Here is a 23,623-nt window from a genome sequence, read left to right on the forward strand (position 1 = left end):
GCCGTGGGCCCGCCGCGAAACGGGCCCACGGCAGCAGCTCAGCGCAGGGTCGGGACCGCGCCGTTGTCGACCACGGCCACCTCGACGCCGGGCAGTTCCCCGGCCCACCGCCGGGCGGCGGCCAGCGCCGGACCCGTTTCGGCGCGGCCGAGACCGACGGCGTAGCGGGTCACCGCCCCCGTCTCGAACGGCCGCGGCCAGGCGTGCGCGTGGGTGGCCCCGGCCTCGCCGAGCAGGCTCAGCAGGGCGCGCATCCGCCCGCGGACCCGGCCGGGTGTCGCCTCGTCGCCCCGGACCTCGACCACGAGCCAGTGGGCGTGCCGCCGGTGCAGCGGTGGCGGCGCGGTGAGCAGCGGCCACCACGCCTCGACACCGACCCCCGACGCCTCCTCCGTGGTCTCCCACGCCTGGTAGAGCTCCTGGACGAGCAGCTCCCACCCGCCCGGTCCGACCTGGTCGGCGCAGCTGCGCACGGGCGCGGTCGGCGTCAGCAGGGCGCCTTCGGGATGTACGCCGCCGACGTCGCCGGTCAGCGACACCGCCTGCCGCCAGTCCCATGCGGCCCAGTCCGCGAAGAACCGCCGCAGCAGCGCCTGCGCGGTCGCGTCGACCGGCGCGCCGAGCACGGTCCGTGCGGCGAGCACCGACCAGGCCAGACCGGGCAGCCCGCCGAACGGCGCGCTGTCGAGCCCCTTCGCTCGCGCCCAGCCCTTCACCTGTAGCGCGAGCAGCGCGAACGCGGCGTGCCGGGAGCCGGTCGCGGCGCGTACCGCAGCGGCGTCGCTGACCGCGCTCAGCGCCACGGCGGCGTCCTGCCCCAGCTCGGCGCGGCGGCCGACCGCCTCGGCGGGATCGAGCCCACCCGTGCCGACCGCCACCAGGTCCACGTCGAGGTCCCCGACCGACAACCGCAGCCTGGGCACCCGGGCCTCGGCCACCGACCGCACCGCGACCGCGTCGGGCAGCGCCCGCGTCACCCGCGCCGCCACCTCGGCGAGATCGGCCTGGCCCGGCAGCGCCGCCACCAGGTCCAGGTCGGCTCCCGGCAGCGCGCAGCCCATCCGCCGCGATCCGGTGACGTGTACGACGCCCTCGGCGAACGCCCCGGCCAGGCGCTCGACGACGGAGGCCACGCCTGCCTCGACGGCCGACGGGGTCGGGGTGGCCTCGGTGTCCGGGTGGGGCGGGTCGGGCAGCCAGCGCAGGTCGCCGGCGCCGAGCGTCAGCACGGCGCGCGGGCGCATCGGCTCGTCGCCGCGCCGCGACAGCAGCACCAGCTCGCCGACCTGCGCCCGGGACTCGCCGAGTGCGGCGGCACAGGCGGCGGCGACCCGCTGCGGGTCGCGGCTGCGGCCCAGGGTCAGATGCGGCGTGAAGCCCTCGGCCCGGCCGCGGCAGCGCGGGAATAGCTGCCGCAGCGCCTGCCAGAGGCGATGCCAGGGGGCGTCACCGTCGGCGGCCGGGTCGAGCCAGATCGTCGCGTCGTCGCGATGGCCGAACGTGTGCACGCCGCCCAGCCGCACCGGGAACGGCGGGACCTCGGCTGCGGCCGCGGCCAGCAGCGGCGCGGCCCGCTCGAAGTCGGCCTCGGGCACGAACCCGAACAGCACGTTCACGTGCGGCGGCCAGCGGTGGAACTGCGGGTCGTGGGCCTGCCGCAGCTCCTGGACCGCCGGCCACAGCCGCTCGGGCGGCAGCCAGGCCAGCGCGGTCCGCGCGGTCGGCGCCACGTCGAGCACGTCGTTCTCGCTCGCCCCGGCGACTGCCAGGTCGACCACCACGCCGTAGTGGTCGGACGGGAAGAGCCCGTCCGGCTCGGGGCGGTCGCCGATCAGCACGGCCGAGGTGGCCGCGGCGCCGCGCAGCAGGACCCGGTCCAGCCGCCGGGCCGCGCCGGACAGCGAGGACACCGCCGCCAGCGGATTGGCGACCGGGTCGAAGGTGGGTGTGGCGTCGCCCGGCCCGTGCACCTGTGTCCAGGCGTCGTCCATGCCGAGCATCGCGGTCGGCGCGCTGCCGTCGTCGTTGAAGTCGCCGAGCAGCACCACGTCGGCCCCGATGTCGGACAGGCCCTCCGCCAGCAGGGTCAGCTCGTCCTGCCTGCGCCGCGCGCCGTCGGCCGAGTGGTCGCTGCTCAGGTGCGTGGCCGCGACGGCCAGCGGCCCGGCCGCGGTGTCGACGACGATCGCGACGACGGCTTTGTGCGGGGCGAGCCGGTGGCTGCCGACCTCCCGTACGGGCAGCCGGCTGAGCAGCACCAGCCCGCCGGGGACGGTTTCGTCGAGTGCGGAGCTCACGGTGTACCGGTCGCGTGTCCAGGGCGCGGCGCACAGCATGGTGAGCAGTTCCGCTTCGACCTCCTGCAGCGCGATGACGTCGGCGTCGGCGGCCTCGATCGCCGCCAGCAGCAGTGGCCGCCGCCGGGCGGTGTCGATGCGGTCGCTGTCGTACCGGTTCCAGAGGGTGTTCCAGGTGAGCAGCCGCAGCCGGCCGGGTGCGGCGGGTTCCGGGGCGGGCGCGGGACGCCAACCCCGGCCCGGCTGGAAGGTGTGCGCCGTGCCCGGCGTGAAGAACGGCGCGGGCAGCAGGCCCTGGTGGCGCACGAGACCCGCGCCGGAGGTGTCGACCCGGTCGACGCCGGTGGCGCGATCCCAGACGAGCACGCCGTCGGCCTCGATGAACATCACCCGGTGCCACGGGACGTCGCCGCCGGGCTTGAACGCGGGCAGCGGCACCCGCTTGGGCCCGGCCCCGCGCTGGCGTACGCCGAGCACGAAGCGTTCCGGGTCGAACCGCGGATCCCAGCGCACCCGGTGGTAGATCTGCTCGCTGGTACGCATGTCCCCCGCCTGTCGTTGATCGACCCAAGTATTCCCACAGGCCCGCCCCGCACCTACCGGATTTCGCCTCAGCGATCGCGTTAAAACGTCTCTGAACTGGGAAAATGGAAAGGAAGTGCCGATACACGACTGGGGGTGGCACCGATGCCGGGCAACAAGACCGTCGTCTACCAGGGCCCTGGGCACGTCAGCGTCGAAGACCTCGACTACCCGAAGCTGGAACTACCGGAACAGCACCGCAAGATCAACCATGGCGCGATCCTGAAGGTCGTCGCCACCAACATCTGCGGCAGCGACCAGCACATGGTCCGCGGCCGCACCACCGCCCCGGAGGGGCAGACACTGGGCCACGAGATCACCGGCGAGGTGGTCGAAGTCGGCCCTGATGTCGAGTTCATCAAGGTCGGCGACCTGTGCTCGGTGCCGTTCAACATCGCCTGCGGCCGGTGCCGCATGTGCATGGAGGGCCACACGGGCGTATGCCTCAACGTCAACCCGGCCCGCGCCGGTGCGGCGTACGGCTACGTGGACATGGGTGGCTGGCGTGGCGGCCAGGCGCAGTACGTGCTGGTGCCGTACGCGGACTTCAACCTGCTGAAGTTCCCGGACAAGGACCGGGCCATGGACAAGATCCTGGACCTGGCCATGCTGAGCGACATCTTCCCGACCGGTTACCACGGCTGCTACACCGCGGGCGTGACCACCGGTTCCACGGTCTACATCGCCGGGGCCGGACCTGTCGGGCTGGCGGCGGCGACGTCGGCGTTCCTGCTGGGCGCGGCGGTCGTCATCGTCGGCGACCTCAACGAGCAGCGGCTGGCCCAGGCCCGCAGCTTCGGCTGCGAGACCGTCGACCTGACCGAGGATGCCGCGCTCGCGGAGATGATCGAGCAGATCACCGGTGACCCGGAGGTCGACGCCGCGGTCGACGCGGTCGGGTTCGAGGCGCGCGGGCACGGCGCGGACGCCGGCGAGGAACCGGCCACGGTGCTCAACGACATCATGTCGATCGCCCGGCCGGCGGCCCGGCTGGGTGTGCCGGGGCTGTACGTGACCGGCGACCCGGGCGGCAAGGACGAGGAGGCCAAGGTCGGCAGCCTGCGTGTGCGCATCGGGCTGGGCTGGGCGAAGTCGCACAGCTTCACCACCGGGCAGTGCCCGGTCAAGAAGTACAACCGGCAGTTGATGATGGCGATCCTGCACGACCGCACGCACATCGCCAAGAACGTGCACGCCACGGTGCTGCCCATCGACGACGCCCCGAAGGGTTACACCGATTTCGACCACGGCGCGGCGAGCAAGTACGTGCTCGACCCGAACCGCGAGCTGGTCGGCGCGGGCGTCTGACTACATGGCCACGGCCGTGCCGACGCCATGGGCCCGCGCCCAGTCGTGCACGACCGCGGCGGCGGCCACGTCGAGGGCGCCGTGGCCGGTCGACTTGAACACCGTCAGCCCGCCCCGGCCCGCGCGGCCGGGGCGGGCGCCGTCCAGCACCGCGCCGAGCAGCGTGACCCGGCCCGGGTCGAGACCCTGCAGTTCGTACGCCCCGGCGGGCGGCGCGGCGGTGACCGCCCCCGGCCACTCCGCGAACAGCGTGCCGTCGGCGACCACGGCCGGGTCGAGTTCGTGCCCGTGCGAGCCGCCTACCGAGCTGACATGCACGTCTTCGCGCAGCCAGGCCCTCGGGAAGAGCGGCTCTGTCGCGCCGGTGCAGCAGAACACCACGTCGGCGTCGCGTACCGCGGCCTCGATGGTCGCCGCCTCGGCCTTCGGGTGCCGGGCCGCCAGTTCCGCCGTGCGGGCGGCGTCCCGGCCGCCGACGACGACCGGGATCGTCGCATCCAGCGCCGCGAGCATGGCGACCTGCGCGGTGGCCTGCACGCCGGCGCCGAGGACGGCGACCCGGGACGGTTGCGGCAGCAGTGCCCGCATGCTGAGCGTCGCCGACGCGGCGGTGCGTACGGCGGTCAGCGGCTCGGCGTCGAGCAGGGCACGCACCCGGCCGTCGTGCTCGTCGAACAGCGCCACCAGGCCGCGATGTGAGCTGCGCCCGGACTGCCCGGGGCTGGAGAACACGGAGACCAGCTTGGCGGCGAGGCCGATCCCTGGGACGTACGCGGGCATCGCGCCGAGCAACCCACCGGGCGCCTGGGCGGCGATGCGCGGCGGCGCGCTGACCTCGCCCCGGCTCAGCGCGACGAGCGCGACCGAGACCGCGTCGAGCACCCGCAGCAGGTCGAGCCCAGCCCTGGTCTGCTCCTTGTCGAGCACGAGCACCTGGTTCATCGAAGGTTCCCCTCGGGGGTGGCGGGCTTGGCGGCGGCCCGGTCGGTCAGGATCGAGGCCAGTGCGGTGGCGGCTTCGGCCAGCGCGTGTTCCAGTCCGGCCAGCCGGGGTACGCCGAACTCGGCGTCGGGTCCGACGAGGGTGACGGCGCACAACGGCCCGCCACCCGCGGCGACGACCGCCCGGCTCATCGACCCGATCACCTTGTCGTTGCGGCCGTGTTCGACGGCGAAGCCGGTGTCGCGCACCCGGGCGATGTCGGCGAGCAGGCCGCCGGGGCCGTCCAGCGGGTGCCCCGCGGCCTGGGCTACGGCGAGATACGGCGTACGGGCCTGCTCGTCGAGCTGGGCGACGAGAGCGAGCGGCCCGGCGAAGCGGTGCACGGGCAGCGCCTCGTCGCGCAGATCGCTGATCATCTCCAGGCGGGGCGGGCGCACCACGTCGATGACGCGGGACCGGTCGGCTTCGAGGACCTGCAGGTTGACCATCATCCCGGTGCGCTCGGCGAGCGCCTCCAGAACGGGACGGCACAGCGCGCCCAGTGACCGCGTCGCGGCCGACCGGGACACCTGCAAAGCCGCCGACCCGGGCAGGTAGTGCTCCCCTGCGCGCAGGACCCAGCCGCGGCGGACCAGGTCGAGCAGCACCCGGTAGGCGGTGGCGCGGTGCAGGCCGACGGCCTGGGCCAGCTCGCCGAGCCGGAGCGGGCGGTCGGCGCGGGCGACGGCCTCGATGAGGTCGAGCGCCTTGTCCACCGCCGAGCTGGCGGATCTCGGCACGGGTCGCCTCCTGGGGTACAGTGCACTGACGTTTCAAGTAACGATACAGACGTTACATCTGTTGTAACAAGGAGCACCGATGGCCCACGTGGACGAGCCCGCGCCGACCCCGTACGCCCCGCCCGAGCCCGGCACGGTCACCGCGTACCGCAACGCCACGCTCATCGACGGCACCGGCGGCCCGGCCCGGCCCGGCACCACGATCGTGGTCGACGGCGACGTGATCATCGAGGTCACGCCGGACGACCAGGTCACCGTGCCCGACGGCGTGGCCACGGTCGACGTCGGCGGCGCGTACGTCATCCCGGGCCTGATCGACTCGCACCAGCACCTGGCCACCCCGCCGAACCGGCCGGTCGCCGAGGCCGCGCTGCGCCGGCAGGTGTACGGCGGCGTCACCGCGATCCGCGACATGGCCGACGACCTGCGCCAGATCGCCGACCTGACCCGCGCCACCCGGACCGGCGAGATCCCCGGCCCCGACATCGCCTACGCGTCGCTGATGGCCGGGCCGACCTTCTTCGACGACCCGCGCACCTGGCAGGTCTCCCAGGGCGGCACCCCCGGCCACGTGCCGTGGATGCAGGCGATCGACGACGACACCGACCTGCCGCTGGCGGTCGCGATGGCGCGCGGCACCCACGCCACGGCCATCAAGGTGTACGCGGAGCTGCCCGGCTCGACCGTCGCCGCGATCACGGCCGAGGCCAAGCGGCAGGGCATCGGGGTGTGGGCGCACGCCGCGGTGTTCCCGGCGACGCCCGCCCAGGTCGTCGCGGCCGGGGTGGACGCGGTCTCGCACGTGACGCTGCTCGCCCAGGAGACCGCCGACGAGCCGCTGACGTCGTACAAGACGAAGGCCCCGGTGGACGTCGAGCGCCTGGTGCGCGACGGCGACCAGCGACTGGACGCCCTCTACGCCCTGATGCGCCAGCGCGGCACCGTGCTCGACGCGACCGGCAGCATGTGGACGTGGATGGCCGAGCAGGCCGACGACGCCGAGGGCAAGGCGCGGGCGCTGGCCAACGACGTGCTGTCGGCGAAGCTCACCGGCGACGCGTTCCGCGCGGGCGTGCTCGTCTCCACGGGCACCGACTACGAGACCGACCCCGAGCACCCCTTCCCGTCGCTGCACGCCGAGATGGCGTTCCTGGCCGACCGCTGCGGCATCCCCGCCGAGCAGGTCATCCGCTGCGCGACGCTGGTCGGCGCGATCAGTATGGGCGCGCAGGACACCATGGGGACCGTCGAGGCGGGCAAGCTGGCCAACTTCGTCGTGCTGGCCCGCGACCCGCGTGCCGACATGGCCAACCTGGACAGCATCGAGTACACCGTCAAGCGCGGCCGCCGCTTCGACCGCGGCGACTTCCGGAAGGACGAGCAGTGAGCACCGACTACATGATCATCAATGCGCTGGGCATCCTCGACAACCCCAACGCCGAGCACTCGCTGTCTGCCGCGCACAAGCTCGTCCAGGACAGCGACGACCTCACCATCGACGCGCGCACCATCGCCGACGCGCACGCCTCCGGCCTGACCGCGGTCAACATCACCCTCGGCTACACCATGGGCGACGCCGAGCCGTACCCCCACACCCTGCGCGAGATCGAGATCTGGGACCGGTTCGTCGCCGCCAACCCCGGCGACCTGGTCAAGGTGCTCACCGCCGATGACATCCGCGCCGCGCACCGCGACCGCAAGGTCGGCATCATCTACGGCTTCCAGAACGCCGTCGCCGTCGGCGACGACCCCACCCGCGTCGCCCAGTTCCACCACCTGGGCGTACGCGTCATCCAGCTCACCTACAACCAGGCCAACCACATCGGCGACGGCTCGATGGCCCCGGGCAACCGCGGGCTCAGCCCGTTCGGGCACGAGGTCGTCGAGGCGCTGTGCGACAGCCGGATCATGGTCGACCTGTCGCACAGCGGCGAGAACACCTGCCTGGAAGCCACCCGGGTGGCGAAGCTGCCGGTGTCCATCAACCACACCGGCTGCCGGGCCCTGGTCGACCTGCCCCGCAACAAGACCGACGAGGAGCTGCGGCTGGTCGCCGAGCGTGGCGGCTTCGTCGGCATCTACTTCATGCCGTTCGTCAACGCCACCGGCCACGCCCGCGCCGAAGACGTCGTCGACCACATCGCCCACGCGGTGAACGTGTGCGGCGAGGACTTCGTCGGCATCGGCACCGACGGCACCGTCACCTCCATCGACGACCTCGACGGCTACCGCGAGCAACTCGCCGAGCACGTCGCGCACCGGCAGGCCGCCGGAGTCGGCGCGGCCGGCGAGCGCGCCGACACGTTCCCGTTCGTCGAGGACCTGCGCGGCGTGGACCAGTTCCACAAGCTGATCCGGCTCATGGAGCAGCGCGGCTTCAGCTCCACCAGGATCGAGAAGGTCATGGGCCGCAACTTCCTCGACTACGCCGACCGCGTCTGGGCCGCCTGAACGCCCTGAGCGAACGAGGACCGCCGCCGGGCGGTCCCCTGCCTAATCTCGACGGCATGGGGACGGGGACGACAGCCGCGTACGACGCGCATGCCGACTGGTACAACGACTTCATGTCACCCGCCGCGGGTGAATACCTGCGGCGGGTCCACGCCACCATCGCCGAACTGCTCGGTCCGGGTGACGGGATCTGCCTGGACGTCTGCTGCGGCACCGGCGCGCACGCGCCCGCCGTCGCGGACCTCGGCTGGACACCCGTCGGGGTGGACCTGTCCGCCGGACAGCTGCGCCACGCCTTGCACCGGCTGCCCGTCGCGGTCGCCGACGCCGCCGCGCTGCCGTTCGCCGACGCTTCCCTGCCCGCCGCCGTATGCGTACTCGCCAGCACCGACGTGCCCGACTACGGCGCGGTCATCGCCGACATCGCCCGGGTGCTCCAACCCGGCGGCCGGTTCGTCCACCTGGGCGTGCACCCGTGCTTCATCGGCGCGTTCGCCGACTGGAGCGGCCAGCCGCGGGTCGTCGTCGACGAACGTTACGCCGACCGCGAGCACACGTTCGAGACCTGGAACCCCGACGGCGTACGCGCCCGCGTCGGCGGCTGGCACATCCCCCTAGCCGACCTGCTCAACGCGGTCATGACCGCCGGCCTGCACCTGGACCGGGTCACCGAAACCGGCGGCAACGCCGTCCCCGACCTGTTCGCCTTCACCGCCACCAAACCCTGACCCCGCCTTCACGGGTTGATCATGAACTTATGGCACGGCTCACCGGCGTGTCCCCGCCACAACTTCATGATCACCGCCGTCCTCGGGCGGGCGGCCGAGATGATCGCTGTTTGAGGTCGAAACCTGGGGCCAGACCGCAGTTCATGACACGAAACAGCGATCTACGCGGCATTACGAGCCGCCCCTGCCAGTCGATCATGAGGTTAGGGCGGCGACACGCCGGTGAGCCGTGCCATAAGTTCATGATCGACGCGGAGGGTTCAGCGGTGGCGCAGGCGGTCTTCACCCGGGCCGCGGTACGGCGGGGTCATCAGTGCCAGCCCGGCGATGATGCCGCACGCCAGCAGCAAGAAGGTGATCACGAACTCGATCATCGTCCCCTCTCTCGAACGACGGCTTCCCTTCCACGGTCGTCGCACGGCCCGGCCACGGCAAGCGCACCCGCCCCACCCGTCACCCTCAGGAAACTCACAGTCGGCACCGGTACTTTGACCTGCGAGGGGAGTACCTCGACAGATCGCTCCGGTCAGTACGGCCGGCCTTCCGGCCCCGGGCGGTCGCCCGCGCTTCGCGCGGGTGAGGGAGACCTCAGACGCACACGTCTGGAGTCTCCGCATGCCTGTCGACACCTCTGCCGCTGCCCTGACCACCATCGGCACCCCGTGGCTGTGGGCGGCCACCGTCCTGGTCCTGCTCGGACTGCTCGCCGTCGACTTCGCGATCACCCGCCGCCCACACGCGGTGAGCATGCGCGAGGCGGTCGGCTGGACCGTCTTCTACCTCGCGCTGCCCGTCGCCTTCGGCTTCTTCGTCTGGTGGCGGTTCGGCGGCACACCCGCGGTCGAGTTCTTCACCGGGTACGTGGTGGAGAAGTCCCTGTCCGTGGACAACCTGTTCGTGTTCATGCTGCTGCTGGCCGCGTTCGCGGTGCCCGCGCAGCTCGCGCAGCGGGTGCTGCTGTACGGCATCGTCGGCGCGCTCGTGCTCCGGGCGGTCTTCATCGCCGCCGGCGCCGCCGTGCTGCAGACCGGCACCTGGGCGTTCGTCCTGTTCGGAGCGGTGCTGCTGGCCACCGCGGTGAAGGTGATGCGCGACGCGCTCCGCGGCGGCGCGCACGAGATCGACATCGACAAGATGCGCAGCGTGAGGATGCTGCGCCGGTTCATGCCGGTCACCGACGAGTACAACGGCTCCAAGCTGACGGTCCGCCGCGCCGGTGTCCGTACGCTCACCCCGATGGCGCTGGTCGTCGCCGCGGTCTTCATGACCGACGTGGTGTTCGCCGTCGACTCGGTGCCCGCCGTGTACGGCGTCACCGAGGACCCGTACCTCGTCTTCGCCACCAACGCGTTCGCGCTGCTGGGCCTGCGCGCGCTGTACTTCGTCCTGCACAACGCGCTGAGCAGCCTGCGCTACCTGAACCACGGCCTGGCGCTCATCCTGGCGTTCATCGGCGTCAAGCTGGTGCTGCACTGGGCGCACGGGGTCTGGCCGGTGCTGCCGGAGGTGCCGACGCTGCTGTCGCTGGCCGTCATCATCGGCGTTCTGGTCACCGTCACCTTGGCGAGCATTGCCGCCAACCGCCGCGACGCCCGCGCCCTTGCGGCAGCGGCAGCGGCCGAGGACGAGGACCGGGACCGGGACCGGGACGAACTGGGCGGCACCCGGTCGCCCGCGGAGATCACCGCCCCGCGACGCTGACCCCTGCCTCGGACCGCCGACGCCGCACCGCGGGCGCTCGGCGGTCCGTCAGGCCGGACCCGGGCCACCGGCTGCGAAGAGGTCCCCCTGGTCTGCCTCGCCGAGGTCCGCGCCGCTGTGCGAAGGCGCGGGCCGGGACGCGACCGGTGCGGAGAACAGCCGTCGGCCCGAGGCGTCCTTGCGGCCGCTCACCTGGCACGTCGCCAGCCGGACCGGGAGCGCGGGCGTGGTGAACGGACCTGCGCCCCAGCGCAGCCACACCGCGACCCGGCCCTCCGCCGCCTCGGCGGTCAGCTTCTCCAGTGTGCGCCGCCGCTCGGACTGGTCGATCTCCACCACGACCGGGGGCAGTCCCGATCTGGCGATGCCCACGTCCACCCACGAATGCCGGTCCTCGTACGGCGGCGGCAGCTTCACCACGCTGGCGGCCCTGCGGTACACGCGCCAGCCCTGCGCGGTGCCCCACGCCAGCACGGCCTCGGTCAGCAGCTCGGTCACCTGGTCGGCATCACGATCGGCGAAGGCCACCGCGGCCAGCCACCCCTGCAACGACTCCGCGACCAGGTCCGCGTCGCCGTCCACCATGCCGTCCTCCACCGGCCCACCCTAATACGGCGGTTCCGCCGATCCCCGGGCCGGACGACGGGCCGCACGGGCCTGGTCGCGGTGCCGCCGTCTCAACGGCCGGGAGCGTCACCGCGCAGCGTCGAGCCCGCCTGGTCGAGCACCTCGATCAGCACCGCGATGTCGCGGTCGCCGTAACCAAGTTCGTCGGCACGGGTCAGCAGCGCGTCGCTGACCTGCGCCGCGGGCAGGCTGACGCCCAGCGTTTCCGCGGTGGCCAGGGCGAGGCGGATGTCCTTGCGCATCAGCAGCACGTCGAACCAGCCCTCCGCCGGCTGGTCGACCAGGAAATCGGCCCGGGCACGCAGCGAGGGCGAGCCGATCGCGCTGCCGTTCATCACCTCGATCGCCTTGCGGCGGTCGACGCCGCCGCGTTCGGCCAGCAGCACGCCCTCGCTGAAGGCCAGCAGCTGCGCGGCGAGGCTGTCGTTGATCGCCAGTTTGAGCAGCAGCGCCTCGGCGTTGGCGCCGATATGGGTCACCTGCCGGCCCAGTTCGAGCAGCAGCGGCTCCGCCTGCTCGTACGCGTCCCGATCCCCGCCGACCATGATCGCGAGGCTGCCCTCCTCGACCGCGCCGACGCTGCCCGAGACCGGCGCGGCGAGCATGCGCGCACCGGCCGCCGACACCTGCTCGCCGAGCCGGGTGCTGGCCGCCGGGCTGACGGTGCTCATGTCGATGTAGATCTTTCCGGCGGACAGTCCGGCGAGGATCCCGTCGCCGCCGGAGGTGACCGCGTCGAGGGCGGCGTCGTCGGTCACCATGCTGAAGACGACCTGCGCCGCGGCGGCGACCTCGCGTGGCGTGTCGTGCCAGACCAGGCCGTGTCCGACCAGCGGCTCCGCCTTGGCGCGGGTGCGGTTGGTGCCGTGCACCCGGTGTCCGCGGCCGAGCAGCCGGTCGGCCATGCGGCCGCCCATGGCGCCGAGGCCCACGAAACCGATGTCACCCACCGCGTGCCCCCTGCCTGCCGCGCCGCTCGCCACCTGCCCCGCTCAGGATGGCACGAGACTCGTGCTGGCGAGGACGGCATCGCTCAGGTTGTGGCCGGTGGCAGCGGACAAGCCCCTGGAACGCGTCTGCCAGGCATCAGGCATGATCGCGAAGTGAAGTCTCCTGCGACCCCGATCCGCATGTCCGTACTGGCCCTGTCCTACTTCGCGTTCATCAGCCTGGGGCTGCCGGACGGCCTGCTCGGCGTGGCGTGGCCGTCGATGAGCGCCGACCTGGACGTCCCCCGGGAGACGATCGGTCTGCTGCTCATCCCGTCGACCTGCGGCTACCTGATCTCCAGCGTTACGGCCGGGTTCGTGCTGTCCAAACTCGGCGTCGGCCGGCTGCTGGCCGGCAGCACCGCGCTGGCCAGCCTGGCGCTGTTCGGCTACGCCCTGTCCCCCGCGTTCGCGTTCACCATGGCCGCCGCCCTGTTCGCCGGTTTCGCGGGCGGCGCGATCGACGCGGGCCTCAACGCGTACGCCGCGTCGGCGTTCGGCCCGCGGCACATGAACTGGTTGCACGCGTTCTTCGGGCTGGGCGTGGCGATGGGCCCGCTCATCATGACCGCCGCCATCCAGTACGGCAACGCGTGGCGGCCCGGCTACTTCGTGGTCGCGACCGGGCAGGCAGTGCTCGCCGTCGCGTTCGTGCTCACCGCCCGGCAGTGGACGCAGCGGCCGGCGCCCGAGCACGCCGCGCACGAGACGCACGGCGGCCCGATCCGGGCCCGGGACACGCTCAAGCTGCCCGCGGTCTGGTTCAGCGTGCTCACCATCGCGGTGTACGTCGCGCTGGAGGTCGCCGCGGGCCTGTTCGCGTACCAGCTGCTCACCGAGGGCCGGGGCATGAGCGACGCGGTCGCGGGGGTCTGCGTGTCGGCGTACTGGGGCAGCCTGTTCGTGGGCCGGGTGCTGCAGGGCTTCGCAGCCCACCGGTTCCTGCCGGGCCAGACCGTGGTGTGGTCGATCGGCGGGATGGCCGCGGGGGCGGTGCTGGTGGCGATCCCCGGGCCGGGCTGGCTGGCCGCGTTCGGGTTCATGGTCATCGGCTTCGCGGCGGCGGCGGTGTTCCCGCTGTTCACGCTGCTGACCGCGGAGCGGGTCGGGGTCGCGCACGCCGACCGGACCATCGGCCTGCAGATGGCGGGCGCGGGCCTCGGCGGCTCCATCATCCCGGCGATCATCGGCGTGGTGCTGGGCACGTGGGGCGTCAACGCGCTCGGCCTCAGCCTCGTCGTGCTCGCGGCCGCCCTGATCGTCGCGTACCTGGCCGCGACCCGGACCCGGCACCCGCAGCCGACCGCGTGACCGAGCCCGCGGGCGCGTGAGCGACAATCGCGTTCATGAACGTGGTGGCTCAGGTGTTCGCGGTGCTCGCCGGTCTGCTGCATGTGCTCATCTTCACGATGGAGAGCGTGCTGTTCCGCCGCCCACAGGTGCACGGGCGGTTCCGGGTGCGCTCCCAGGACCTCGACGCGGTCCGGCCGTGGGCCTTCAACCAGGGCTTCTACAACCTGTTCCTGGCCCTGGGCGCGCTGGGCGGCGTGGTGGCCGTGCACACCGGACACGCCGCCGTCGGCTCGGCCGTCGCCCTGTTCGGCTGCGCCTGCATGCTCGGCGCGGCCGTGGTGCTGGTCGCCACCGACCGCCGGATGGCCCGCGCCGCCGTCATCCAGGGCCTGACCCCGCTGGTCGCCCTGGCTGCCGCGCTGCTCGCCGGCTGATCAACGCCAGGTCAGCGAGGGTTCGGCCGGCAACGCGGCCCCGGAGCCCGACACGACGGCGCGGTGCGGCGATCTGCGCAGCACACGCCTCCGAGAGCGCGATCGCAGGGTACCGTCCAGGGTGGCAGTTCTGCCCGGGTAGCGTACTGATGACCCGGAATTGTCGAGCAGAAGGCGGAACATTGAGCCAGGAGCCCTCAGCGGCCACGTCCGAAGAGACCGTCACCTTCGCCGACCTCGGCCTGCGGCCCGAGTTGACGAAGGCGCTCTCGGCGCTGGGCTACGAGGAGCCGACGCCGATCCAGCGTGAGGCCATCGGCCCGCTGCTGGCCGGCAAGGACCTGCTGGGGCAGGCCGCCACCGGCACCGGCAAGACCGCTGCGTTCGCCCTGCCGCTGCTGCAGCAGTGGGCCGACAGCGCCGACGGCCGCACCAGCGTCGACCCGACCGCGCTGATCCTCGTGCCCACCCGCGAGCTGGCCGTGCAGGTGTCCGAGGCGGTCCACCGCTACGGCCGCGACCTCGGGGTGCGCGTGCTGCCGATCTACGGCGGGCAGCCCATCGGCCGCCAGCTGCAGACCCTGCGCCGCGGCGTCGACATCGTGGTGGCCACCCCGGGCCGGGCGCTGGACCACATCGGCCGCGGCACGCTGCAGCTGGCCGAGCTGCGCACGGTCGTGCTCGACGAGGCCGACGAGATGCTCGACATGGGCTTCGCCGAGGACATCGAGGCGATCCTCCAGGAGACGCCGGACACCCGGCAGACCGTGCTGTTCTCGGCGACCATGCCGTCCCGGGTGGAGGGTCTGGTCAAGCGCTACCTGCGCGACGCGGCCCGGATCCAGATGGGCCGAGCGACCCAGGCGCCGGGCGAGTCGCCGAAGGTCCGCCAGAGCGCGTACGTGGTGGCCCGCGCGCACAAGCCGGCCGCGCTCGGCCGGGTCCTCGACGTCGAGGCGCCCACGGCGGCGATCGTCTTCTGCCGCACCCGCGAAGAGGTCGACCAGCTCACCGAGACCATGAACGGCCGCGGCTACCGGGCCGAGGCGCTGCACGGCGGCATGAGCCAGGAGCAGCGCGACCGGGTGATGGGGCGACTGCGCGCCGGCACGGCCGACCTGCTGGTCGCCACCGACGTCGCCGCCCGCGGCCTGGACATCGAGCAGCTCACCCACGTCATCAACTACGACGTGCCGTCGGCCCCCGAGGCGTATGTGCACCGGATCGGGCGCGTCGGCCGGGCCGGGCGCGAAGGCGTCGCGGTGACCCTCGCGGAGCCGCGCGAGCACCGCATGCTCAAGGCCATCGAGCGGGTCACCCGCCAGCGCATCACCATGGAGAAGATCCCCAGCGTCGCCGACCTGCACGCCCGGCGGCTGGAGATGACCCGGGCCGCGATCCACGAGAGCCTGCTCGAGGACGAACTCGACCGCTTCCGGGTCGTCGTGGAGAGCCTGGCCGACGAGTACGACATCGTCGAGGTCGCCCTCGCTGCGGTGAAGGTCGCGCACGAGGCGATGGGCAACGCGCCCGACGACGAGGTCATCCCCGACATCGCCGAGCCCGTCGAGCGCCGCGAGCGGCCCGGGCAGGGCGACGGCCGTCCCCGGGGCGGCTCGCGCGGCCCCGCCGCCGGTGCGGTCAAGCTCTTCATCGGACTCGGCCGGCGCAACGGCGTACGCCCGCAGGATCTGGTCGGCGCGATCGCCGGTGAGGCCGGTCTGCCGGGACGCGACATCGGCGCGATCGAGATCGCGGACCGGTTCTCGCTGGTCGAGGTCCCATCGGAGGCGGCCGACGACGTGATCCAGGCGCTCCGGAACGCGACGATCAAGGGCAAGCGCGTCAGTGCCCGCCGTGACCGCGACCGCGACCGTGAGGCACCGCCGCGCCGCCAGCGCTGGTAGCCGGTCCCACCACGAGCGAAAGGGCTGTTCCTGTCTACGGGCGGGGGCAGCCCTTCGGCCTAAGTAAACTGAGTTGGCCGGCTGCGATCCAGGTCAAGTGCTATTCCCATAAATCCTATGGGGTTGATAGCCTTTTGCCACCGCGCGCGGGCTGCCCCGGCATTCCCGCGTTACCGGGCACGCTCCCCCGTCATCGGTGACGAGATCCGGCTTCCATCCCTCAGGAGATACTTCATGCACGTTCGGCCTGGACTTTCCCGCCGCTCACTGCTGGCGGCGCTCGCGGCGGCACCGCTGTCCGCGACCCTGCTGTCGGCCTGCGGCAGCGACGAGCCGGCCGCCGCCGGGCAGCCGCTGCGCATCGGCTACCAGCGCTTCGGCGGGCTCAGCCTGGTCAAGGCGCGCAACGCCGCCGACCCGAAGGCCACCTGGTCGCTGTTCGAGAGCGGACCCGCGCTCACCGAGGGCCTCAAGGGCAAGGCGATCGACATCGGACAGACCGGCGAGGCTCCGCCGATCTTCGCCGCCGCCGGAAAGATCGACTTCAAGATCATCGGCACCTCGGCCCCGGTGCCCAAGGGCGAGGCCGTGCTCGTCAAGCAGGCCAAGGGGTTCAAGACCTTCGCCGATCTCAAGGGCAAGAAGGTCGCGCTCAACAAGGGCTCCAATGTCAACTGGCTGCTGGTGAAGCTGCTGGAGAAGTACAACCTCAAGATCACTGACATCGACGTCAAGTACCTCAAGCCCGCCGAGGCACGACCGGCCTTCGACGGCGACCAGGTCGACGCCTGGATCATCTGGGACCCCTACTTCGCCCTGGCCGAGCAGCCCGGCGTGGCCGTGCTGGAGGACGCCACCGGACTGGCCAGCAACCGCGAGTACCTGCTCGTAGACCCGACCGCGCTGGAGCAGAAGACCGACCAGATCGGCGCGTTCTTGAAGGCGTACCGCACGGTGACCGACTGGGGCATCGCCAACCCGGCCGAGCGGGCTGCGGTGCTCGCCCCGGAGCTGAAGATCGAGCTGGACGTCGCCACCCGCGCACTGTCGCGCAGCGCCCAGCCCCTCGCCGCGATCACCCCGGAGATCGGCGACGAGCTGCAGGCCATCGCGGACGGCTTCGCCGCGCTCCAGCTGATCCCTGAGAAGATCGACATCAAGTCCCGCATCGACGGCCGCTTCGCCGAGACGCTGCGATGACAGCCGCACCGCGGACGGTGGCTCCGGCCACCGTCCGCACCACCCCGGCCGACGCGGTGACACCTGCACCGGGCCGGCCCACCCGGCCGCGCCCCGGCCGGCGCCTGCTACGCCTGGTCAGCCCGATCGTGCTGCTGGCCGTCTGGGAGGCAGCCGCTCAGACCGGCCTGCTGCCGCCGGAGAAACTGCCGGCGCCCAGCGCGGTGCTGCAGACCGGCTGGCGGCTGACCGCCGAGGGCACGCTCGCCGTGCACCTGCTGGACTCGCTGCAGCGCGCGGCGATCGGCCTGGCCCTCGGCGGCGGGCTGGCCCTGCTGCTGGGCGCGGTCGCGGGCCTGCTGCGCATCGGCGACGACCTCGTCGACCCGCCCGTGCAGATGGCCCGGATGCTGCCGCACCTGGGCCTGGTCCCGCTGCTGATCATCTGGGTCGGCATCGGCGAGGAGCTGAAGATCACGCTGGTCGCGCTGGGCAGCTTCTTCCCGATCTACTTCAACACCTACGCCGGTATCCGCGACATCGACGAGCGCCTCGTCGAGGCGGCCCGCACCTGCGGCCTCGGCCAGCTTGCCCGGCTGCGGCACGTGGTGCTGCCCGGCGCGCTGCCCTCGCTGTTCCTCGGCCTGCGCCTGGCCATCGGCGCGGCCTGGCTCAGCCTCGTCGTCGGCGAGCAGGTCAACGCGCAGACCGGCATCGGCTTCCTGATGATGGAGGCGCGCGAGTTCGCCCAGACCGACGTGGTGCTGCTCGGCCTGCTGGTGTACGCGCTGCTGGGCCTGCTGTCGGACCTGTTGCTGCGATTCGCGGAGAGGAGGACCCTGTCATGGCGACGCGGCCTCAAGGCGACCTGAGCCCCGTGCTGACCGCCGACGGCGTGCGCCGCTCGTTCGGCGCCACCGTGGTGCTGGACGGCGTCGAGCTGGCCATCGCGCCCGGCGAGGTGGTCGCGCTGCTCGGCGGCAGCGGGTCGGGCAAGAGCACGCTGCTGCGCATCCTCGCCGGGCTCGACCCCGACGCGTCCGGAACGGTGCGGCGTCCGCTGCACCAGGCCGTCGTGTTCCAGGAGCACCGCCTCCTGCCGTGGAAGCGCGTGCTCGACAACGTCTCGCTCGGGCTGACCGGCCCGGACGTGCGTGCCCGCGCCCGCGCGGCGCTGGCCGAGGTCGGCCTGCCCGATCGCGACACCGCCTGGCCCGCGGAGCTGTCCGGCGGGCAGGCACAGCGCGTCGCGGTCGCCCGCGCGCTGGTACGCGAACCCGAGCTGCTGCTGCTCGACGAGCCGTTCGGCGCGCTGGACGCGCTGACCCGGCTGCGCATGCAGCAGCTGTTCATCCGGCTGCGCGAGCAGCACGGTTTCGCGGCGCTGCTGGTCACTCACGATGTCGACGAAGCACTGCTGCTGGCCGACCGCACCCTGGTGCTGGAGGGCGGCCGCCTGGTCGAGGACGCCCCGGTCCCGCTGGCGCATCCGCGCACACCCGACGACCCGGCTTTCGGCACACTGCGCCGCCACCTGTTGGAGCGACTGGGAGTGGCCGCCTAGACCGCCTGCCGGCCCTCCTGGTGGGCCGGCAGGCGCCTTTGTCCACGACACCTGCGCGCCGTCCCCGGCGGGCACACGTCCACGCAGGGGACGAGTGGGGCCGGCCGGATTCGCACCGGCGTCCTCCCGCTGTGCAGGCGGGCGCGACGACTTCTGCGCTACGGTCCCAGGCCATTATCCACAATCGAACCGTCGCGGGCGTACCCGGTTTCAATGCGACAGCTGCGCGTACCCGCCCATGTGGTACAGCAGCGGCTCGCCCGGATGGTGTTCGGCGCTGACCGGGCGGCCCAGCACGATCGCGTGGTCGCCGACCGGGATGCGCTCGACCACCTCGCAGATCAGCACGGCGAGCACGCCCTGCAGCAGCGGTGTGCCGTAGGGGCCCTGCCGCCAGAGTGTGGTGTCGGCGAAGCGGTCGACGCCGCGGGCGGCGAAGGTGCGGGCGACGTCCTGCTGCCCCTCGGCCAGCAGGTGGATCGCGACGTGGCGGGCCTGCGAAACAGTGGGCCAGCTGGTCGAGTCGCGGTCGAGGCAGAACGAGACGAGCTGCGGCCGCAGCGACACCGAGGTGAACGAGGTGGCGGTGAATCCGACGGGCGGGCCGCCGGGCCGGCCGGGCGCGGTCACCACGGTGACCGTGGTGGCGTGCCGGCGCAGCAGGCCGAGGTAGCGGTGCAGTTCGATCCCGCCGACGGCGGGTCCGGGCAGGTCGTCGGCGGCGGTGGGCGGCAGGGCGGTGAGCGTCATGGGGGTGCCTCTCGGGGCGGAGGTGACTGTTGGCGGGGCGTCACCGCCGACATCGCTTCGCGCTCATACCCCGACGCTAGCAGCGCGAAGGCGTTAAGTCACTATCTCCTATGGGAAATATAGGTTTTGTCACTGGTGGCGCGACCAGGTCGCGAACATGTCCGCGTAGCGGCCCTCGGCGGCCAGCAGCTCGGTGTGCGATCCGATCTCGACGACACCCGACTCGTCGAGCACCACGATCCGGTCGGCCCGCATCGCCGTGGACAGCCGGTGCGCGATGAGCAGCGCGGTCCGGCCCTCCAGCAGCCGGTCCAGCGCCTGCTCCACCCGCAGCTCGGAACGCAGGTCCAGGTTGGAGGTCGCCTCGTCGAGCACCACCACGCGCGGCTGGGCCAGGAACGCCCGCGCCAGGGCCAGCAGCTGGCGCTGGCCCGACGAGACCGACTGCCCGCGCTCGTGCAGCGGCGTGTCGAGCCCGGCCTCGGTGCGTTCGACCAGGTCGCGCAGGCCGACCGCGTCGATCGCCGCCCAGATCTCGGCCTCGCTCGCCGCCGGCCGGGCGAACGCGACGTTGTCCCGGATCGAACCGGCGAACATGAACGGCTCCTGCGGCACCACCCCGATCTGGCGGCGCAGCGAGACCAGGCTGACGTCGCGCAGGTCGTGGCCGTCGATCAGGACCCGGCCGGAGTCCGGATCGTGCAGCCGGGTCACCAGTTTCGCCAGCGTGGACTTGCCCGCCCCGGTCGGCCCGACGCAGGCGATCGTCTCGCCCGCCTCGATGCGCAGGTCGACCCCGCGCAGCACCGGACGCGCCGGGTCGTACCCGAACACGACCCGCTCGAACACGATCCCGCCCGTCACCGGCGGCAGCTCGACCGGGTCGGCGGCCTCGGGCACCGTGGGCGCCTGCCCGAGCAGCCCGCGCAGCTTCACCACCGCGGCCCGGCTCTGCTGGTAGTTCGTGTACAGCTGCACCAACTGCTGCACCGGGGCGAAGAACGCGTTGAGGTAGAGCACGAACGCGGTCAGCTCGCCGATGCTCAGCTCGCCGCGCAGCACCATCCGCCCGCCGATGAGCAGCAGCAGCGCCATGCCGACCAGGCCGATGACCGAGGTGCCGGGACCGTAGATCGCGCTGATGTGGCCGGTGAAGTCGTTGGCGTCGCGGTAGCGGCCGACCACCGTACGGTGCTGGGCGATGTTGCGGTCCTCGCGGTGGTACGCGGTCACCACGCGCACCCCGTGCAGGCTCTCGGCCAGATCGGTGAACATGGCCGCGATCGCGTCCCGCTGGCGGGCATAGCCGACGTCGGAGGCCCGCCGGAACCACAGCGACGCCGCGAGCAGCGCCGGGACCACCAGCAGCAGCGTGATCGCGGCCAGCCCGGCGTCGTAGTGGAACAGCACCGCGGTCACCACGACCATGGTCAGCCCCTGCACCGCGAACTGGGCCAGCCCCTCCTGGAGCAGCTGCTGCAGCGACTCCACGTCCGACGACATCCGGGTCATGATGACCCCGGCCTTCTCGTCGGTGTAGTAGTCCATGGACAGCCGCTGCAGGTGGGTGAAGACCCGCACCCGCAGGTCGCGCATCGCGTCGGCGGCCAGCGAGCCCGTCTGTCGCATCCGCGCGGTCGTGGTGGCCCAGCCGGCCAGCACCGCGGCGGTGAACGCGCCCGCCGACCACAGCAGCACCGGCAGGTCGCGGGCGACGATGCCGTGGTCGATGCCGATCTGCACCAGGAACGGCCCCGCCTGCAGCAGCAGCGTCTCGGCCAGGATGGTCAGGCAGGCCGCCAGGAACACGCCGCGGCGGCGGGTCAGCAGTGACAGCAGGCTCAGCTCGGGCCCGCCCGCGGGGCGGTGCCGGAAGCGGTCCGCCGGCACGCCGTGGTCGGGCTCGGCCTCCTCCAACCGGCGCACTCCCACCGCCAGCTCGTCCGGCACCCCGGCGAACGGCAGCGTGTCACCGGTGCGCCGGGTGCCGCGGCCTGCCCCGACGGCGCTTAGACCGCCGATCGGGCCGCTGCCCGGTCCCCCGCCCGGCCCGCCGAACCCGCCCCCGAACATGCTCATGCCTTCTCCTCGCTACGCTCGTCGGCGGCATGGTGCCGGTCCACATGACGCGCTCGCTGCGCTCGCTCGTGTCCGCTCCTGCCCGGGTCGCCCGGTCATGCCGCGACCTGCTCGTCCAGCACGTCTGCCGCCTGCATGGTCGCCAGCACCTCGCGGTAGCGCGGTTCGGCCGCGAGCAGTTCGTCGTGGGTGCCCTGGGCGGCGACGCGGCCGTCGTCGATCAGCACGACCGTGTCGGCCAGCGCGATGGTCGACAGCCGGTGCGCGACGATGATCGTGGTGCGGTTCTGGAGCAGGTCTTGCAGCGCGGCGTGGATGCGCTGCTCGACGTGCACGTCCACGGCGCTGGTCGCGTCGTCGAGCACCAGCACCGGCGGGTTGACCAGCAGCGCGCGGGCGATCGCGACGCGCTGGCGCTGCCCGCCGGACAGGGTGTACCCGCGTTCGCCGATGACGGTGTCGTAGCCCTCGGGCAGCGCGCGCACGAAGCCGTCGGCCCCGGCGGCCTGCGCGGCGGCGGCGACGTCGGCCAGGTCGGCGTCCGGGCGGCCGAAGGCGATGTTGTCGCGGATGGACGCCGAGAACAGGAACGGCTCGTCGGGCACGATGCCGATCTGGTCGCGCAGGCTGTCCAGGGCGTGGTCGCGCACGTCGCGGCCGTCGACGCGGACACTGCCCGCGGTGGTGTCGTAGTAGCGGGCCAGCAGCCGGCCGAGGGTCGACTTGCCCGAGCCGGTGCGGCCCACGACGGCGACCGTCGTCCCGGCGGGCACGTGCAGGTCGAGGCCGCGCAGTGCGACCGTGCCGTCGGGGTAGGCGAACTCGACGCCCGCGAACTCGACCTCGCCTCGGATCCGGGCGCGTACCGGGTCGGCCTGCTCGGTGATCTCGCTGCTGGTGTCGAGCACCTCGTAGATGCGCTGTGCGGAGGCGGCGGCCCGCTGCCCCATCATGATCATCATGCCGAGCATGCGGAACGGCGGCTGGAGCATCAGGACGTACGAGTTGAACGCGACGATCGCGCCGACCGAGGTCCGGCCCTGGATCACCATCCAGCCGCCGCACAGCAGCACCAGCGCCAGGCCCAGCCGCGGCAGGTTCTCCAGCGTCGGCGACCAGCGGCTGCGGATGTAGGCGTCCCGCCGGTACGCCCAGCGCACCCGGTCGGCGGCCGAGGCCAGCAGGGTGACCTGGCGCTGCTCGCCGGCGAACGCCTTGACGATGCGCACCCCGTTGATGTTCTCGTCGACGACCGTGGCCACCTGCGCCAGCCGGGACTGGATCAGCCACGACACCGGGAAGATGGCCTTGCGCATCCACACGCCCAGCAGCGCGATCACCGGCATGGTGGCCATCGCGACCACCGCCAGCAGCGGGTCGATCGACACCATCAGCGCGAACGCGAACACCGCGATCAGGCACTGCACCAGGATCGACGGCCCGAACGCCAGGTACATCTGCACCGCGCGGATGTCCGAACTGGACCGCGACATCAGCTCGCCGGTCTGCACCCGGTCGTAGAAGCCGTACGGCAGCCGGATCAGGTGCGCGTACATGATGTTGCGCAGGTCGTACTCGATCTCGTACGCGGTGCGCAGCAGGTACCGGCGCGCCAGGTAGTTGACGAATCCGGCCACCACGGCGAGCCCGGCCAGCCACCACACGTAGCCGGTGAGGCTCGCGGTGCGCGCGATCAGCGCGTCGTCGATGCCCAGCCGCATCACGTTCGGGATCTGCACCTGCACCAGCAGGCCCACCAGGGACAGGCCGAGCGAGGTGAGCAGTAGCCAGCGGTGCGCCAGCACGATGGGCAGCGCGCGCCGCAGCCAGGACCGGCTCTGGTCGGGATCGATGGTCGACTTCGGGGGCGGATATTTCGGTGGCGCTGGCGGCGACGGCGCTGACATCACGCTCCAGGGGTCGGGTCTTGCGAACAGCGGTGACGACCCCGGGTCGTGGGGGGGGGGGGGGGGGGGGGCCCGCCCCCCCCGCCGAGGGGGGAGGGGGGAGAGC

Annotated in this window: 19 protein-coding genes and 1 tRNA gene; 11 read left to right on the forward strand and 9 right to left on the reverse strand. The window is 72.6% G+C overall.

Features of this window, described 5'->3' with window-relative positions; all coding sequences use genetic code 11:
• Positions 1-38: 38 nt before the first annotated feature.
• Positions 39-2,840: a poly(A) polymerase gene (locus F6W97_RS11595; protein ID WP_155370253.1), complete on the reverse strand. Its 2,802-nt coding sequence runs from the start codon at positions 2,838-2,840 to the stop codon at positions 39-41.
• 144 nt (positions 2,841-2,984) lie between these two features.
• Here F6W97_RS11595 and fdhA point away from each other — a divergent pair, with 144 nt between their 5' ends.
• Entirely contained in the window at positions 2,985-4,187 is a 1,203-nt protein-coding gene (fdhA, locus tag F6W97_RS11600; RefSeq protein WP_155370254.1) for a formaldehyde dehydrogenase, glutathione-independent, read from the forward strand.
• Here fdhA and F6W97_RS11605 read toward each other — a convergent pair whose 3' ends face one another.
• Positions 4,188-5,129 (reverse strand): ornithine cyclodeaminase family protein, encoded by a 942-nt coding sequence (locus F6W97_RS11605; protein ID WP_155370255.1) that lies wholly within the window; start codon positions 5,127-5,129, stop codon positions 4,188-4,190.
• Positions 5,126-5,908: an IclR family transcriptional regulator gene (locus tag F6W97_RS11610; protein ID WP_230686593.1), complete on the reverse strand. Its 783-nt coding sequence runs from the start codon at positions 5,906-5,908 to the stop codon at positions 5,126-5,128. The genes F6W97_RS11605 and F6W97_RS11610 overlap by 4 nt, the downstream gene beginning before the upstream one ends.
• Positions 5,909-5,987: 79 nt before the next feature.
• Between F6W97_RS11610 and F6W97_RS11615 the strand changes: the two genes are divergently transcribed.
• The 4 genes from F6W97_RS11615 to F6W97_RS11630 all read left to right on the forward strand — a co-directional run bounded on the left by F6W97_RS11615 (position 5,988) and on the right by F6W97_RS11630 (position 10,788).
• Positions 5,988-7,295, forward strand: coding sequence for an amidohydrolase family protein (locus F6W97_RS11615; protein WP_155370256.1), 1,308 nt, complete (start codon positions 5,988-5,990; stop codon positions 7,293-7,295).
• Positions 7,292-8,359, forward strand: a complete 1,068-nt coding sequence (locus tag F6W97_RS11620; protein ID WP_230686594.1) for a dipeptidase — start codon at positions 7,292-7,294, stop codon at positions 8,357-8,359. Before F6W97_RS11615 ends, F6W97_RS11620 begins: the two co-directional genes overlap by 4 nt.
• Positions 8,360-8,415: 56 nt before the next feature.
• Positions 8,416-9,087 (forward strand): class I SAM-dependent methyltransferase, encoded by a 672-nt coding sequence (locus F6W97_RS11625; protein ID WP_155370257.1) that lies wholly within the window; start codon positions 8,416-8,418, stop codon positions 9,085-9,087.
• Between the two features lie 615 nt (positions 9,088-9,702).
• On the forward strand, positions 9,703-10,788 hold the full coding sequence (locus F6W97_RS11630; RefSeq protein WP_155370258.1) for a TerC/Alx family metal homeostasis membrane protein: 1,086 nt from the start codon (positions 9,703-9,705) through the stop codon (positions 10,786-10,788).
• Positions 10,789-10,836: 48 nt separating this feature from the next.
• On the opposite strand, the gene F6W97_RS11635 is transcribed toward F6W97_RS11630, so the two are convergent.
• Together F6W97_RS11635 and F6W97_RS11640 are read right to left on the reverse strand one after the other, a co-directional pair.
• Positions 10,837-11,385, reverse strand: coding sequence for a hypothetical protein (locus F6W97_RS11635; protein ID WP_230686595.1), 549 nt, complete (start codon positions 11,383-11,385; stop codon positions 10,837-10,839).
• A gap of 80 nt (positions 11,386-11,465) precedes the next feature.
• On the reverse strand, positions 11,466-12,365 hold the full coding sequence (locus tag F6W97_RS11640) for an NAD(P)-dependent oxidoreductase (protein ID WP_155370259.1): 900 nt from the start codon (positions 12,363-12,365) through the stop codon (positions 11,466-11,468).
• 153 nt (positions 12,366-12,518) lie between these two features.
• On the opposite strand from F6W97_RS11640, the gene F6W97_RS11645 reads away from it, so the two are divergent.
• The 6 genes from F6W97_RS11645 to F6W97_RS11670 all read left to right on the forward strand — a co-directional run bounded on the left by F6W97_RS11645 (position 12,519) and on the right by F6W97_RS11670 (position 18,781).
• On the forward strand, positions 12,519-13,715 hold the full coding sequence (locus F6W97_RS11645; RefSeq protein ID WP_230686596.1) for an MFS transporter: 1,197 nt from the start codon (positions 12,519-12,521) through the stop codon (positions 13,713-13,715).
• A gap of 35 nt (positions 13,716-13,750) precedes the next feature.
• A complete protein-coding gene (locus F6W97_RS11650) occupies positions 13,751-14,131 on the forward strand; it encodes a DUF1304 domain-containing protein (RefSeq protein WP_155370260.1) in 381 nt (126 codons plus the stop codon).
• 149 nt (positions 14,132-14,280) lie between these two features.
• Positions 14,281-16,038: a DEAD/DEAH box helicase gene (locus tag F6W97_RS11655; protein WP_155370261.1), complete on the forward strand. Its 1,758-nt coding sequence runs from the start codon at positions 14,281-14,283 to the stop codon at positions 16,036-16,038.
• A 234-nt stretch (positions 16,039-16,272) separates the two neighbouring features.
• Positions 16,273-17,238, forward strand: a complete 966-nt coding sequence (locus F6W97_RS11660; RefSeq protein ID WP_155370262.1) for an aliphatic sulfonate ABC transporter substrate-binding protein — start codon at positions 16,273-16,275, stop codon at positions 17,236-17,238.
• The gene (locus F6W97_RS11665) at positions 17,235-18,089 is read left to right on the forward strand and encodes an ABC transporter permease (RefSeq protein WP_155370263.1); all 855 of its coding nucleotides are present in this window, start codon (positions 17,235-17,237) and stop codon (positions 18,087-18,089) included. The genes F6W97_RS11660 and F6W97_RS11665 overlap by 4 nt, the downstream gene beginning before the upstream one ends.
• Positions 18,062-18,781 carry an ABC transporter ATP-binding protein gene (locus F6W97_RS11670; protein WP_155370264.1) on the forward strand — a complete coding sequence of 240 codons (720 nt, stop codon included), beginning with the start codon at positions 18,062-18,064 and terminating at the stop codon, positions 18,779-18,781. Before F6W97_RS11665 ends, F6W97_RS11670 begins: the two co-directional genes overlap by 28 nt.
• A gap of 95 nt (positions 18,782-18,876) precedes the next feature.
• On the opposite strand, the gene F6W97_RS11675 is transcribed toward F6W97_RS11670, so the two are convergent.
• The 4 genes from F6W97_RS11675 to F6W97_RS11690 form a co-directional block, all read right to left on the reverse strand.
• Positions 18,877-18,949, reverse strand: a tRNA-Cys gene (locus F6W97_RS11675).
• Positions 18,950-18,991: 42 nt separating this feature from the next.
• Positions 18,992-19,531 carry a flavin reductase family protein gene (locus tag F6W97_RS11680; protein ID WP_155370265.1) on the reverse strand — a complete coding sequence of 180 codons (540 nt, stop codon included), beginning with the start codon at positions 19,529-19,531 and terminating at the stop codon, positions 18,992-18,994.
• A gap of 129 nt (positions 19,532-19,660) precedes the next feature.
• On the reverse strand, positions 19,661-21,610 hold the full coding sequence (locus F6W97_RS11685; RefSeq protein ID WP_155370266.1) for an ABC transporter ATP-binding protein: 1,950 nt from the start codon (positions 21,608-21,610) through the stop codon (positions 19,661-19,663).
• Positions 21,611-21,705: 95 nt separating this feature from the next.
• Entirely contained in the window at positions 21,706-23,517 is a 1,812-nt protein-coding gene (locus F6W97_RS11690; RefSeq protein WP_155370267.1) for an ABC transporter ATP-binding protein, read from the reverse strand.
• Between the last annotated feature and the right edge of the window lie 106 nt (positions 23,518-23,623).

Source organism: Catellatospora vulcania (assembly GCF_009720385.1).
In the GTDB taxonomy this organism is placed as follows: domain Bacteria; phylum Actinomycetota; class Actinomycetes; order Mycobacteriales; family Micromonosporaceae; genus Catellatospora; species Catellatospora vulcania.